This is a genomic window from Quadrisphaera sp. RL12-1S (assembly GCF_014270065.1).
Lineage (GTDB): Bacteria > Actinomycetota > Actinomycetes > Actinomycetales > Quadrisphaeraceae > Quadrisphaera.
In genome coordinates, this window is the sequence record NZ_JACNME010000010.1 from 50183 (window position 1) to 65058 (window position 14876).

8 protein-coding genes are annotated in these 14876 nt (G+C 76.3%); 5 read left to right on the top strand and 3 right to left on the bottom strand.

Going from position 1 to position 14876, the window contains the following annotated elements; all coding sequences use genetic code 11:
* Positions 1-46: 46 nt before the first annotated feature.
* The 5 genes from H7K62_RS16305 (at position 47) to H7K62_RS16325 (ending at position 8440) form a co-directional block, all read left to right on the top strand.
* Positions 47-2149 carry a hypothetical protein gene (locus tag H7K62_RS16305; RefSeq protein ID WP_186720271.1) on the top strand — a complete coding sequence of 701 codons (2103 nt, stop codon included), beginning with the start codon at positions 47-49 and terminating at the stop codon, positions 2147-2149.
* A 19-nt stretch (positions 2150-2168) separates the two neighbouring features.
* Positions 2169-3176: a glycoside hydrolase family 130 protein gene (locus tag H7K62_RS16310; RefSeq protein ID WP_186720273.1), complete on the top strand. Its 1008-nt coding sequence runs from the start codon at positions 2169-2171 to the stop codon at positions 3174-3176.
* Positions 3177-3273: 97 nt separating this feature from the next.
* On the top strand, positions 3274-4095 hold the full coding sequence (locus H7K62_RS16315) for a hypothetical protein (RefSeq protein WP_186720275.1): 822 nt from the start codon (positions 3274-3276) through the stop codon (positions 4093-4095).
* 123 nt (positions 4096-4218) lie between these two features.
* Positions 4219-6558: an FdhF/YdeP family oxidoreductase gene (locus tag H7K62_RS16320; RefSeq protein ID WP_222437733.1), complete on the top strand. Its 2340-nt coding sequence runs from the start codon at positions 4219-4221 to the stop codon at positions 6556-6558.
* A gap of 208 nt (positions 6559-6766) precedes the next feature.
* Entirely contained in the window at positions 6767-8440 is a 1674-nt protein-coding gene (locus tag H7K62_RS16325) for a protein kinase domain-containing protein (protein ID WP_186720277.1), read from the top strand.
* Positions 8441-8454: 14 nt separating this feature from the next.
* On the opposite strand, the gene cydC is transcribed toward H7K62_RS16325, so the two are convergent.
* Genes cydC through H7K62_RS16340 form a run of 3 tightly spaced genes read right to left on the bottom strand, consistent with a single transcriptional unit; the run spans position 8455 to position 14778 of the window.
* Positions 8455-12123 (bottom strand): thiol reductant ABC exporter subunit CydC, encoded by a 3669-nt coding sequence (gene cydC / locus H7K62_RS16330; RefSeq protein WP_186720279.1) that lies wholly within the window; start codon positions 12121-12123, stop codon positions 8455-8457.
* A 27-nt stretch (positions 12124-12150) separates the two neighbouring features.
* Positions 12151-13185, bottom strand: a complete 1035-nt coding sequence (cydB, locus tag H7K62_RS16335; protein ID WP_186720281.1) for a cytochrome d ubiquinol oxidase subunit II — start codon at positions 13183-13185, stop codon at positions 12151-12153.
* Positions 13186-13218: 33 nt separating this feature from the next.
* Positions 13219-14778, bottom strand: a complete 1560-nt coding sequence (locus tag H7K62_RS16340; RefSeq protein WP_186720283.1) for a cytochrome ubiquinol oxidase subunit I — start codon at positions 14776-14778, stop codon at positions 13219-13221.
* Between the last annotated feature and the right edge of the window lie 98 nt (positions 14779-14876).

Sequence of the window (14876 nt, forward strand, 5' to 3'; positions counted from 1 at the left end):
CGGCAGGGCGTCTGAAAGTGCTTCGGAAGTCCATGATCACGGTGGGGTGGTCCCTCCTCCGCTGAGGACGACGACGCGCGCCGTCGCGGTGGCAGCTGCGCTGCTGCTCGGTGGCACCTGCCTGGCCGCGCCGGCAGCGGCAGCGCCGGCCCAGCCCCCGGCCGCTGGCCAGCAGAGCCAGGCGGACCGCAAGGCACCCCAGGGGCAGCGGCTGGCGAACACCGGTCACCTGACCACGCTCACCACGCGCGTGGCCCCGCCGGCCCAGGCCGGTCACACCACGTACCGGCTGGCCGAGGAGCCCGAGCTGGGCGTGCTGTGGACGTACGCCGAGCCGTCGCAGCCGTCAGGGAGCGCCTCCCGCCCGGGCGTGACGAGCAAGGACGGGTGGGACCTCCTCGGCGGCGGCACGTACGACGCCGCCACCGGCCGCTGGACGCAGGGCGCGTTCAACGCCGACGACGTCACCCGCGCCGCCGTCGCCTTCACCCGCCACTGGCGGGCCACCGGCGACGCGGCCAGCCGCGAGCAGGCGTACGAGCTGCTGCGCGGCGCGACGTACCTGCAGACCACCGACGGTCCGGACGCCGGGAACGTCGTCCTGTGGATGCAGCCCGACGGCCAGCTGAACCGCAGCGCGGAACCGGTGGAGCTGCCCGACCCGAGCGACTCCGCGGAGTCGTACTGGCTGGCTCGCACCGTCTGGGCGCTGGGTGAGGGGTACGCGGCGTTCGCCGCATCCGACGCGCCCGGCGACCGGGAGTTCGCGGCGTTCCTGGCGCAGCGGATGGCGCTGTCGCTGGACGCGCTGCAGCGCCAGAGCCTCGGCAGGTACGGGCAGTACGAGGTCTCCGACGGCGACCGCGTGCCCGGCTGGCTCATCACCGGTGGTGCGGACGCCACGAGCGAGGCCGTGCTCGGGCTGGCGGCGTTCGTCGGGGCGGGCGGGCGAGCAGCCGCCGACCCCGCCGTCGTCGCGAGGGCCAGGACGGCGCTGCGCCAGTACGCCGAGGGCGTCGCCGCCATGGGCACCCCGCCCACCACGGACGTCACGACCCGCGGGCGGGGCACGGCGGCGCCCACCTACCCGTTCGGCGCGGTGCTGCCGTGGACGCCGTCGCGCTCGCAGTGGCACGCGTGGGGCGCGCAGATGCCGGCGGCGCTGGCCGAGGCCTCCGACGTGCTCGGAGACCCGGCGCTGCTCTCCCCCGCCGTGGACGACGCGTCGGTGTTCACGCCGCTGCTGCTCGCCTCCGGCGGGCCCGACAGCTCCTGGGCCCCGGCGCCGGTGGACAGGTCGCAGATCGCCTACGGCGCTGACGCGCGGCTGGCCTCGGTGCTCGCCGTCGCCGACGAGAGCGGTGACCGAGCGCTCGACACGCAGGTGGCCGGGGCTGCGGGCGCGTGGTTCTTCGGTGCCAACCCGGCCGGTGTTCCCGTCTACGACCCGAGGACCGGCACCACCAACGACGGCATCAACGCCGACAGGACGGTGAACAAGAACTCCGGGGCGGAGTCGACCATCCACGGCTTCCTCGCGGCGCTCGCGCTCGACGAGCACCCGGCCGCGAAGGCGATCGCCACGCAGCAGACGCGCGTCACGCAGCGCGACGGGCTGCGGGTGGTGGAGGGCGAGGCCGGCACGACGTCCGGCACGGCCCCGGCCGGCAGCGTCGTCACGCTCCCCGAGGAGAAGGCGTGGACCGGTGAGGCGCAGTGGTCCGGCGGCGCCTACCGCTCGCTGCCGCCCGGCGCCGCGACGCAGCTGGCGCTGCCCGCGGCCGGCGGCCCGGGTCCGCGGTGGGCGTCCGTCGTCGTCGACCTGGCCGCCGCGCCGGGTGCTCCGGCGCCGAGGCTCACCGTGGCGGCCCTCGACACGAAGACCGGCAGGACGACCGCGCTGGGCGACGTGGACCTGCGCGGCGTGGAGCAGGGGGTCTCGGCCGGGCCGGGCTCGCTGCGCGCGCTGCCGCTGGGCGTGCCCCTGCCGCAGGGCGCCGACGCGCTGGTGGTGACCTCCAGCGGAGCGGCGGCCGCCGGGCCGGCGTCGCTGGACGCCGTCCTCGTGGTGCCGCAGACGCCGTCGCTGACCCTGTCCACCCCCGACGGGAAGCGCTCGACCACCGTCACGACCGACCTCACCCGCTGACCGAGAGGAACCGACACCGATGACCGCGACCTTCCCCCTGGGCCCGTTCACCCCGCACGCGAGCAACCCGATCCTGTCCCCGCGCGGCACCACGTGGGAGTCGGGCAGCGTCTACAACCCGGCGGCACTCGTCGTCGACGGGTTCGAAGGGGCCGAGGGCTCCGAGGTGGTGCTGCTCTACCGCGCCCACGCCGACGACGTCGTCAGCCACGTCGGCCTGGCCCGCAGCCGCGACGGCGTGCACTTCACCTGCGACCCCGAGCCGGTGTTCTCCCCCGCCGAGCCCCACGAGGTGCACGGCGTGGAGGACCCGCGCGTCACCGCGGTGGACGGCACCTACTACCTCACCTACAGCGCCTACGACGGCGAGCGCGCGCTGCTGTGCCTGGCCACCTCGACCGACCTGCGCACCTGGGAGCGCCACGGCGTGGTGCTGCCCGAGCTCAACAGCTTCGCCGGGCACGAGGGCGGGCCGACCGGCCCGTGGACCAAGGCCGGCGGGATCCTGCCGGTGCAGGTGGACGGGCGCTGGCTCATGTACGTGGGCGAGGGCTCGATCTACCTCGCGGAGTCCGACGACCTCCTCCACTGGCGGCTCGTGTCCGACCGGCCGGTGCTCGAGCCGGAGCCGGGCACGTGGTCGGAGTTCCTCGTGGAGGTCGGCCCGCCGCCGGTGCTGCTGGACAACGGCCTCATCTGCCTGGTCTACAACGCCGCGGTGAAGCTGCCCGAGGGCGGCGTGCGGTACGTGTGCGGGCAGGCGCTGTTCGACCCCGCCGACCCGACCCGCGTGGTGGCCAAGCTGGACCAGCCGTGGCTGGAGCCGCGCACCGCCGAGGAGCAGCACGGGCTGGTCTCCAACGTGACGTTCGTGGAGGGCCTGGTGCAGTTCCAGGGCTCGTGGTTCGCGTACTACGGGCAGTCGGACTCCACGCTCGGCGTGGCCGTGGCCCCGGCCGGGGAGCGCTTCGGCGGGTCGTCGTTGCCGATCACGTCCGAGCAGCGGACGGTGCTCGCCAGCGCCTGACGGGGACGACGACGGGGGCGGGCGGCCCGCGACCGGCGCTAGGGCCGCGGGCCGACCCCCACCCCCCCAGCGCGCCCCCCCCAGCACGGAGGCAGACGTGGAGCAGCAGGTCCCGTTCAGGGCGAGCCGCAGGCCGATCTGGGTGCTCGTGATCATCGGCGCCGCCCTGGTGGTGTGGGGGCTCGTGCAGGGCGCCGGACCGGTGCGCTGCGGCGACGACGTCATGCTCCCGGGCGACCGGTGCTCCTTCTACAGCTCCAGCTCCTACGACCTGCAGAGCTACGCCGAGCGCCGGGCCACCCAGCAGCGGCAGCCCTTCATCCTCGTCCCGGCGGGTGCCGTGCTGCTCGTGGCCGGCCTGGCGGGAGGGCTGCTGCTGGCCCGCCGGGTGGAGTCGCCGAAGGGCCGTGCGGAGTGGCTGGAGTTCGAGGCGCAGGCGGAGCGGTCGCGCCAGGAGCTGCTGCGGCGCGCCGCCCCCGCCGAAGGCACCGCTGGCGCTGACGGCGGCACCGGCGGTCCGTCGGTGTTCACCGCCCTGCTGGCCGAGCACGAGCGCCGCACCGCCAAGGAGCGCCGCCGCCACCGGTACCCGGCGGTGGCGCGGGGCCCGGTCCGCCGGGTCCGCGTGGCCAGCCGCCGGCCCGTCATCCGGCTGCTGCTGCTCGCGGCGGTGCTGGCGGGGGTGGGCCTGTGGGCGTGGAACTCCGTGGAGCCGCGCTGCTTGAACAAGCCCCTGGCCCCGGGCCAGACCTGCACCACCACGGTCGGGCGGGAGCGGGTGGAGCGGACGGCGGACCAGGTGCTGGTCTCCCAGCGCAGGCCGGCGACGTGGCTCTTCTACGGCGCGGCCGGCGCCGCGGTGCTCTCGGTGCCCGTGGGCCTGTGGCGCGGCCGGCGCGTGGACGTGCCGGTCGGCTGACCGCCCCGCCCCGCCCCGCCCCGCCGAGACCGCACTGACCGCGCTGACAGCGCTGACAGCGCTGACAGCGCACTGGTGCATCAGTCCCCGGGCCGGGTTGCAGACCTGATCTAGGCTGCCGACGTGGCGACGAAGCTCCCCTGGCCGGTCAAGCTCCCCGTGCGCACCGCTGCGCCGCAGGACGACGTCGACGACGCCGCCCTGCGGGTGCGCGGCCGCGAGGACCACGCCGCGGGCGCCACCGCCGTCGTCGTCGCCCTCCAGCACGGCGTGGAGCAGATGGGTCCGCTGCGGACGGCCCGCACGCTCCTGCGCCTCAACCAGGTGGACGGGTTCGACTGCCAGGGCTGCGCGTGGCCCGACCCCGACCCGGAGCACCGCCACACCGCCGAGTTCTGCGAGAACGGCGCGAAGGCCGTCGCCGAGGAGGCGACGCTGCGCCGCGTGACGCGCGACTTCTGGGCGCGGCACACCCTCGACGACCTCGCCGGCCGCAGCGACTACTGGCTGGGCCAGCAGGGCCGCCTCACCGAGCCCGTCGTCCGCCGCCCCGGCTCGGACCACTACGAGCCCATCAGCTACTCCGAGGCGTTCGAGCTCATCGGCGAGCAGCTGCGCTCGCTGCCCAGCCCTGACGCGGCGGCGTTCTACACCTCCGGGCGCACGTCCAACGAGGCGGCGTTCGCCTACCAGCTCTTCGCGCGGGCCTTCGGCACCAACAACCTGCCCGACTGCTCGAACATGTGCCACGAGTCGACGTCGGTGGCGCTCGCCGAGACGATCGGCGTGGGCAAGGGCAGCGTGCACCTGCACGACTTCTACGACACCGACCTCGTCATCATCGCCGGGCAGAACCCGGGCACCAACCACCCGCGCATGCTGTCGGCGCTGGAGAGGGCCAAGAAGACCGGCGCGAAGATCCTCGCCGTCAACCCGCTGCCCGAGGCCGGGCTGATGGCGTTCCGCAACCCGCAGACGCCGAAGGGGCTGCTCAAGGGCGAGCACCTGGCCGACCTGCACCTGCCGATCCGCGCCAACGGAGACCTGGCCCTGTTCCAGTGGTTCGGACGCGCGGTGGTCGAGGCCGGGCGGCTGGACCGGGCGTTCGTCGAGGCGCAGACCTCCGGGTTCGAGGCGTGGGCCGAGCACGTCCGCTCCACGGACAAGTCCGAGGTGCTCGCCGCCACCGGTCTCACCGAGGCCCAGCTCGACGAGGCGACCGCCCTGGTGGTGGCCTCCCCGCGGTTCATCACCTGCTGGGCGATGGGCATCACCCAGCACAGGAACGCCGTGGGGACGATCAAGGAGATCGTCAACCTGCACCTGGCGACCGGTGCCATCGGCCTGCCCGGCTCGGGCGTGTGCCCCGTGCGCGGCCACTCCAACGTCCAGGGCGACCGGACGATGGGGATCTGGGAGAAGTCGCCCGACTCCTTCCTCGACGCGGTCCGCGACGAGTTCGGCTTCGACCCGCCCCGCCGGCACGGTCACGACACCGTCGACACCATCCGCGCCATGCGCGACGGCGAGGTGCAGTTCTTCCTGGGCATGGGCGGCAACTTCGTGCAGGCCGCTCCCGACACCGGCGCCACCGAGGCTGCGCTGCGGAACTGCGCCATGACCGTGCACGTGTCCACCAAGCTGAACCGGTCGCACGCGGTGGCCGGGACGACGGCGATCGTGCTGCCGACGCTGGGCCGCACCGAGCGCGACGTCCGCGGCGCCGGCGCGCAGACGCGCGAGCAGTTCGTCACCGTCGAGGACTCGATGTCGATGGTGCACGCCAGCCGCGGGCGCCTGGCCCCGCCGGCGCCGGGCGTGCTCAGCGAGGTCTCGATCATCTCTGGGATCGCCGCTGCCACCCTGCGCGACCGCGACGACGCGACCGGGTCCATCGACTGGGCCGGGTTCGCGGAGGACTACTCCGCCGTGCGCCGCCACATCGCGGCGGTGGTGCCGGGCTGCGAGGACTACGACGCCAAGGTGCGGGCCCCGGGCGGCTTCCAGCTGCCGCACGCACCGCGCGACACCCGCACGTTCACCACGGCCAGCGGCAAGGGCGTGTTCTCGGTGGTGCCGCTGTCGGTGCTCACCGTGGCCGACGACCAGCTGGTGCTGCAGACGCTGCGCAGCCACGACCAGTACAACACCACGGTCTACGGGCTGGACGACCGCTACCGCGGCATCTCCGGCGGGCGCCGCGTGGTGTTCCTCAACCGCGAGGACGCCCGTGACCGGGGCCTGGCCGACGGCGACCACGTGGACCTGGTGGGCGTGTGGGAGGACGGCGTGGACCGCGTCGCCCACGACTTCCGGGTGGTGCTGTACGACACCTCGCGAGGCTCGGCGGCGGCGTACTACCCCGAGACCAACCCGCTGGTGCCGCTGGACTCGCAGGCGGACCAGAGCGGCACCCCGACGTCGAAGGGCGTGGTCATCACCCTGCGCAGGGCCACCTCCTGACCGGCTGCTCGACCAGCTGCTCGACCGGCTGCTGACCGGCGCCGGGTCGGCCGGGGGTCCGGCCGGGGTCCTTCGAGTGGGCACTGCGGCCCGCGGTGCGAGACGCTCGCCACCGGCACCAGGTGACGGTGGCGGGTGCTCCCGCCACCGGTGACGGCTGGGGAGCCCCAGGGACCGTCGAGGTGCGAGGGAGTCGGACGTGGTGGCCGTGAGCCAGTCCCCGCGCGTGCTCGCAGACCGGTACGAGCTGGCCGAGCTGCTGGGGCGGGGTGGCATGGCGGAGGTCCACGCCGCCCTCGACCGGCGCCTCGGCCGCCGGGTCGCCGTGAAGCTGCTCCGCTCGGAGCTGGGGCGCGACCCCTCGTTCCAGGCGCGCTTCCGCCGCGAGGCGCAGTCCACGGCGCTGGTGGACCACCCCGCGGTCGTCACCGTGTACGACAGCGGCGAGGACGTGCGGACCGAGTCCGGCGGTGCGCAGGTCCGCACGCCCTACATCGTCATGGAGCTCGTGGCGGGCCGCACGGTGCGCGAGCTGCTCGACGAGGCCGCCGCCTCCGGGGAGTCCGGGCTGGGCGCCGAGCGCGCCGTGGAGATCACCGCCGGGGTGCTCACCGCGCTGCAGGCCGCCCACGACGCCGGGATCGTCCACCGGGACGTCAAGCCCGCCAACGTCATGGTCACGCCCACCGGCGGCATCAAGGTCATGGACTTCGGCATCGCCCGGGCCGTGGCCGACTCCTCGCTGACCCTCACGCACGGCAGCGCCGTCGTCGGCACCGCGCAGTACCTCTCCCCCGAGCAGGCGCGCGGCGAGGCGGTCGACGCCCGCACCGACCTGTACTCCGTCGGCTGCCTGCTGCACGAGCTGCTCACCGGGCGGCCGCCGTTCACCGGGGAGTCCGCCCTCGCGGTGGTCTACCAGCACGTCGGGGAGCTGCCGGCGCCGCCCAGCCGGTACGACAGCACCATCAGCGACCAGCTGGACCGGGTGGTGCTCACGGCGCTGTCCAAGCAGCGCGACGACCGGCAGCCCGACGCCCTGGCGTTCCGCGACGACCTGCTCGCGGCGCTGGCAGGCACGGCTCCCAGCAGACGGGCCGCCCGTGCCCCCCTCGCCGGCGGCCGCGCCGGTGGCGTTCCGGCGCTACCACCCGGACCGCGGCGCGGCCGGCGCCGGGCGGCGGCGCTCGCCGGGGCGGTGCTCGTCGTCGGCCTGGCCCTGGGCGGCTGGTCTCCCGACCGGGCGGCTCCCGGGGCGACGACCACCGGCCGGGGCGTCGAGCCCCGCACGCCCGTGCTGCTGACCACCGCCGGCGGGTCGTCGGACGCAGTGGAGACCACCTCCAGCACCGTCGCCCCGGCTGCGCCGTCGGCGAGCGCCGCGCAGACCTCCCGCGGCGCGGGCAGCAGCGCGGTGCCGGCCGTCACCACGGGTCGCACGGCGGCGGCCGACGACGACGGCGGGACCCCCGCCGGCGACGACGGGACCGTTGCCGGCTCCGCCGCCTCCCCCGCGTCGGTGGCGACCGGGGCCGCAGCGGGCGCGGGGTCGTCCGCGCCGACGGACCCGGGGGTGGGATCGGACCAGGACAGCACCCCGTCAGATCCGTCCCCGACGGGCAGTGGTGGGGGCGGCGACGCGGGGCGCGGCGGGCCCGGCTCCGGGCAGAGCCAGTCACCGGCGCCGGCGCAGCAGCCGGCACCCAGCGCGGCACCGGCGCAGGGTGCTGGACAGGGCGCAGGTCAGGGCTCAGACCAGGGTGCGGGTCAGGGTCCCTCCGCGGGGCGGGCCACCGGTCCCGGCCGCAGCGGCGAGGCGCCCGGACAGGCCACGAGCCAGGGGAAGGGCCCGAGCCAGGGGCAGGGCCGGCAGCACGGCTGACCGCGGAGGGGCCCTCAGGTCGTGCCGACGGCTCGGCCACCCCGCGCCGGCGTCGCCGGCGCGGTGAGCGCGGCACCGAGGTCGAGGACGGCGTCGCAGCGGTCCACGCCCTCGGGCCGGTGCGTGAGCAGCAGCACGCTCGGCCGCTGACCGCCCTCGTCGTCGTCGTGCTCGTCTCCGAGCAGGTCGGCGACCAGCGCCTGGGCGGTGGGCTCGTCGAGGCCCTCGGTGGGCTCGTCGAGGACGAGGACGTCGGGCCGGGGCAGCAGCGCCCGGGCGGCCGCGAGCCGGCGCCGCTCGCCGCCGCTGACGGTGGAGCCGCCGTCACCGAGCCAGGTGTCCAGGCCGTCGGGCAGCCGGGCGAACCAGTCGCCGAGGCGCACGCGCCGCAGGACGGCCACGAGCTCGGCGTCGTCGGCGTCAGGGGCCGCGAGCGCGAGGTTGGCGCGCAGCGTGGTGGCGAACAGGTGCTCGGTGGCCTCGCTCACCAGCCCGATGCGGCGGCGGACAGCGGCCGGGTCGAGCGCGCGCACGTCCACGCCGCCCAGGGTCACCGTGCCGGCGCGCGGGTCGAGCAGTCGGACCACCACCGCGCCCAGCGTCGACTTGCCCGACCCGGACGGCCCGAGCACCGCGACGCGCTGCCCGGGCGGGAGGTCGAGGTCGAGCCCGGTGAGGGCGGGCGGGCGCTGCGGGTCCCAGCCCGCGACGAGCCCGCGGACGACGAGCGCGGACCGGGCGGGCACGTCGGCGCTGCGCCCGGTCCGCTCGTCCACCGACGGCGCCTGCTCGGCCACGGCCGCCAGCCGCCGCTCGGCCGCCCGGGAGCGCTCGCGTGCGACCGCGGCGTCGACCAGGCCCAGCACCGGCTCGCCGAGCGCCAGCACCACGAGGACGACGACGGCCGCGCCCTCCGCGCCCAGCGCCCCGGCCGTCACCGACGCCAGCGCGCCGGCGGCTGCCGCGACCACCGCGAGACCGGAGCCCAGGTGCGCGAGCGCCGTGGCGGTGCCGGCGCCGCCCGCTGCGCGGACCTCGGCGGCGGCCAGGTCGCGGCCGCGGGCGCGGGGCACGGCCAGCGCGGTCCGCGCTCCTCCGGCGGTGGCTCGGGCGGCCAGCTCGTCGACGGCGTCGACGGTCTCCACGGCGGCGTCGGCGAGGGCCGCCCGCTCCGCGGCGAGGGCGGCGTCGGTGCGCCGGGCGGCGCGGGCGCCCAGCGCGGGAGCGGCCAGGGCGGCGACGGCGAACCCCGCGGCGGCGCCCAGCGAGGCCAGCGGGTCGAGCACGGCCAGCACGCCGAGGACGACGACGACCGCCGCCAGCGCCGCGGCCGCGGGGAGCCGGCCGCGCAGGAGCCCGTCGAGTCGGGCGTCGACGTCCCCCACGAGGCGGGTGAGCAGGTCGCCGCGGCGCAGCGGCCCCGGTCCGGGGACGCGCGGGACGAGGTCGGCCAGCACCTGCGAGCGCCAGCGGGCCAGGCGGCGCAGGGCGACCTCGTGGGAGGCGAGGCGCTCAAGGTAGCGCAGCAGCGGGCGGGCGACGGCGCTGCCGCGCACGGTGACGACGGCGGCGGACAGGGTGAGCACGGGCGGCAGGGTCGAGGCGCGCACGAGCAGCCAGGTGGCGGCGGCGGTGAGGGCCGCGCCCGCGAGCCAGGAGGCGGAGCCCAGCGCGACGGCGGTACCGGGCCGGCGCCCGGCCGCCCGGAGCGTCCGCCCCCACCAGCCCGGCCTCTCCGCCTCCCCACCGTGATCATGGGCGTTCTGCGCAGACCCCCCGTGATCATGGGCGTTCTGCACATCCGTGTGCACGACGCCCATGATCACGGACGGGGTGGTGGACGGGGTGGTGGACGGGGTGGTCGTGGACGCGGTGGTGGGGGCGGGCGGCACCACGGCGACGGTCCTGTGCACCGCGGCCAGCAGCGCCGGGCGGTGCGCGGCCACGAGCACGGCGCTGCCGGCGTCCGCGGCGGCGCGCAGCGCGGTCACCACGCGGGCCTCCGCGGCGGTGTCGAGGTGGGCGGTCGGCTCGTCGAGCAGGAGCACCGCCGGACGGCGCCCCGCCGCGCGCAGCACCCGCGCCAGGGCCAGGCGCTGCCGCTGCCCGGTGGACAGGCCCGCCGCGCGCTCGCCGACCGGCGTGCCCAGGCCGGCGGGCAGCGCCTCCACCTCGGCGCGCAGCCCGACCAGCTCGAGGGCGTCCAGCAGCTCGGCGTCGGCGGGGAGGCCCGAGCCTCGCCCGGGCCCGTCGTCGTCCTCGTCCTCGTCGTCGTCGGCCAGCTGCGCGGCCAGCTCCTCGTCGAGCAGGAGGGCGTCGCGGACGGTGCGGGCGTGGGGCAGCAGCGGGTCCTGCGTGAGCAGCAGCACCCGGCCGGTCACGCTGACCGACCCCGCGGCGAGCGGCTGCACGCCGGCGAGCGCCCGCAGGAGGGTGGTCTTGCCGGCGCCGGAGGGACCCCGCAGCGCGACCAGCTCGCCACCGCGCACGGACACCGCGTCGAGGGAGAGCGCGTCGACGGACCGGCCGGCATGCCGCACGCGCAGGTCGGAGCCACTCACGGAGGGTGCCTGCTCGCTGACTCCACGGACGGGAGTCCCATGATCACGGTCGGGGTCCGGGGCGGTGAGGACGGCGTCCACCTCGGCGATGACGGCGGCGGCGTCGGCGGAGGCGTGGAAGCGGGCCCCCACCTCGCGCAGCGGCCGGTACGCCTCGGGCGCGAGCAGGATCGCCAGCAGGGCGGGCGCCAGCGCCATCGACCCGTCGGCCACGCGCAGGCCGGCCTCCACCGCCACCAGCCCCACCGAGAGGGTGCCGACCAGGTCGAGCGCGGTGGAGGACAAGAACGCCACCCGCAGCACCCGCAGCGTCGCCTCGCGGTGGCGCTCGGTGGTCGCGGCGACCTCCCCGACCTGCCGCTGCGCCCGGCCGTGCACCCGCAGCAGGGCCAGACCGCGCACCACGTCGAGGAAGTGCCCCGCCAGCCGGGCGCCCTCCTCCACGCGCTCCGCAGCGCGCCGCTGCGTGGCCCAGCCGATGAGGATCGCGAAGACCGGCACCAGCGGCAGCGTCACCAGCACGAGCAGCGCCGAGCGCCAGTCGACGGCCAGCAGCACGAGCACCACCACGGGCGGCAGCAGCGCGCCGACCACCAGCGAGGGCAGGTACCCGGAGAACCACGGCCGGAGCGCGTCGAGCCCGGCCGCTCCCCCGCCGCCGCTGCCGCCGGGACCGCTGGTCGCGGCGACCAGGGCGCGCAGGCGCCCGGCGCCGTGGGACGCCACCCAGGCGGGGCCGCGGCGCAGCGCCGCCTCGAGCACCGCCGTGCGCAGCTCGTCCACGGCGGCGGAGCCGGCCCGGGCGGACAGCACCGACTCCGCGCGGGCCAGCAGCGCCCGGGCGAGGAACGCCCCGGCGAGCACTGCCAGCTGCACGCCCGTCCCGGGCAGCCAGGCGGGCAGGCCGTACCCGGCCGGTGACGGCGGGGCCCCGTCGCGCGCGGCCACCGCGAGGCTGACGACGACGCCGGCGGCCGTGGCCGCCACCAGCAGCGTGACCAGCACCTGCGCCGCCCCGACGAGCACGAGGCCGGCGACGGGGCGGCGGGCGGCGCGCGCGTGGCGCAGCAGCCGCGGGTCGACGGGGCCGCGGCTGGCGCGCGCGGGGTGACTAGCGCCCATGATCACGGAGGGTGGCGGCGGCCAGGGTCAGGCGGTGGCGACCCGCTCGCTGGCGACGCGGCGGCGGAACACCCAGTACGACCACACCTGGTAGACCACCACACCCGGCACCGCCACCGCACCGAAGGCCGTGACCAGCCCCAGCGCCGCGGGCGTCGCCGCGGCGGACTCCCTGGTCAGGGACCAGGCCGGGTCGAGCGTGCTCGGCAGCACCACGTCACCGTTCGCCAGCAGGACCGCGACGACGACACCGGCCACGAGCAGCGACGCCAGCGCGAACGCCACGCCCTCGCGGCGCAGCCGCACCGCAGCGGCCACCACCACGGCGCCGGCCGCCACCGCCGCACCGGTCACCACGAGCCCGACGTCGAGCGGCTCGGTGCCGGCCAGGCCGGCGACGGCCACGACGGCGCCCAGCGCCGCCACGGCCGTCGCGGCGAGCGCGGCGACGCGGTGCGCGCGGACCCGCACCGGACCGGTGGTCCGCAGGGCGAGGAAGCAGGCGCCCAGGAGCAGCGAGAAGACGAGGGCGGCCACCGCTCCCAGGGCCGCCTCGGCGGTGAGCAGGGGGGCGACGGTGCGCGACAGGCCGGCGACCAGCCCCGGCCGGGCCAGGACCGACCCGTCGGCGCCGAGGGCCAGGCCGCGCACGAACACCGACAGCAGCGCGCCCCACAGCGCCACCACGCCGGCCGAGCAGAGCGCCAGCACCACCTCGCAGCGGCGCCGCCAGCGCGGGTCGGCGTGCTTGCCGCGGAACTCCAGGGCCACGCCGCGCCCGGCCAGGAGCAGCAGCACCCCGACCATCGGCAGGTACGTGCCGGACAGCAGGGCGGTGTACCAGGCGGGGAACGCGGCGTAGGTGACGCCGACCGCCGCGACCAGCCACACCTCGTTGCCGTCCCAGAACGGGCCGATGGTCTTCAGGGCGGCGCCGCGCTCGTGCTCGTCGCGGCCCACGAGGGGCGCGAGCACGCCGACGCCGAAGTCGAACCCCTCGAGGGTGAAGAACAGCACCCAGCACAGCACGACGACGGCGAACCAGACGGTCACGAGGTCCACGGCTCAGCAGCTCCTGTCCGGCAGGTGGTCGGGTCAGTACGTGGGGACGGCTGCGCGCTGCGCCGCCGCAGGGGCGGGCTGGGGCGCGCGCTCGTCGTCGTCGTCGCCAGCGGAGGGGGCGGCGGCGACGGGCCGGGACGGCGGCTCGGCCAGGTCCCGGGAGACGAGGTGCCTGACCAGCCGCAGCCAGACGACGGCGAGGACGCCGTAGACGGCGGTGAAGGCGGCCAGGCTGAGCCACGCCTCACCGGCGGTCAGCCCCGGGGAGACCCCGTCCTTGGTGAGCGTGAGGCCGAACGCGAGCCAGGGCTGGCGGGCGGTCTCGGTGAAGACCCACCCGGCGGTGCCGGCGGCGGCGGGCAGCAGCGGCAGCGTGGGCAGCATGCGCAGCGAGATCTGCACGAGCGGGCGGGGGAAGAGGCGCTGGCTCATGAACGGCAGGGCGCTGGCCTTCGGCTCGCGGGGGTCGAGGCCCTTGCGGGTGAGCCAGAGGTAGACGCCGGCGACGAGCGCCGCCAGCAGCCCGATGGTGATCATGGCGCGGAAGGACCAGTAGGCCACGGGGATGACGGGGGCGTAGTCGCCCGGGCCGTAGGTCTGGGAGTACTGGGCCTGCAGGTCGTTGATGCCCCGGACGGTGGAGTGGAAGTCTCCCGTGGCCAGGAACGACAGCAGGTAGGGCAGGTCGAGGCTGAAGACCGGGCGCGATCCGTCGAGGCTGCCGATGGTGAGCAGGCTGAACGGCGCGCCGGTGGTGGTGGTGTAGAGCGCCTCGGCGGCGGCCATCTTCATGGGCTGCACCGACGTCATGACCTTGCCGAGGGTGTCGCCGGTGAGGGCGGTGGCCAGGCCGCCGGCCACGGTGGTCCAGGCGCCGAGGCGGGCGATGCCGGCGAAGGCGCGCTGGTCGGGGTCCGCCGAGCGCACGCGCGCACCCGGCCGGGGCGTCCAGGAGGCGGTCCAGCGGCGGTACGAGCCGACCGAGAGCAGCAGCGCGCCGCCGAGCATGGCCGCGCCCGCGATGGTGTGCGGGAACGTCGCAAGCAGCACGGGGTTGGTCATGAGCTCGGCGAAGCTGCTCAGGTGCGCGCGGCCCGTGGCCGGGTCGAGCGCGTAGGCCACGGGGTGCTGCATGAAGGAGTTGGCGCCGAGGATGACGTAGGCGCTGACCAGGGTGCCGACGGCGACCACCCAGATGGTCGCGAGGTGCACCGGGCGCGGCAGGCGGTCCCAGCCGAAGAACCACAGGCCCAGGAAGGTGGCCTCGAGGAAGAAGGCGAGCATGCCCTCGATGGCCAGGGTGGGACCGAAGACGTCGCCGTAGAAGCGCGCGAAGGCGGACCATCCCATCCCGAACTGGAACTCCTGCACCAGGCCGGTGACGACGCCGACGGCGAAGGTGACCAGCAGCAGCTTGCCCGTGAAGAGCGTGGAGCGGCGCAGCCGCTGGGCGCGCTCGGGGTCCCTGGTGAGCACCGAGGCGGTCTGCAGGCCGGCGGTGAGGCCGGCCAGGCTGATCGACAGCGGCACGAAGAGGTAGTGGTAGATCGTCACGACGGCGAACTGGAGGCGGGTGATGTCCACGACGTCCACGGATCAATACTACGGCGCGTAGTACTCACTTCCGTAGTACGTCAGCTGTCGTACTCGTCACACGGTGCGGTTACCATCGACGGCGTGGCAGCAGCAGG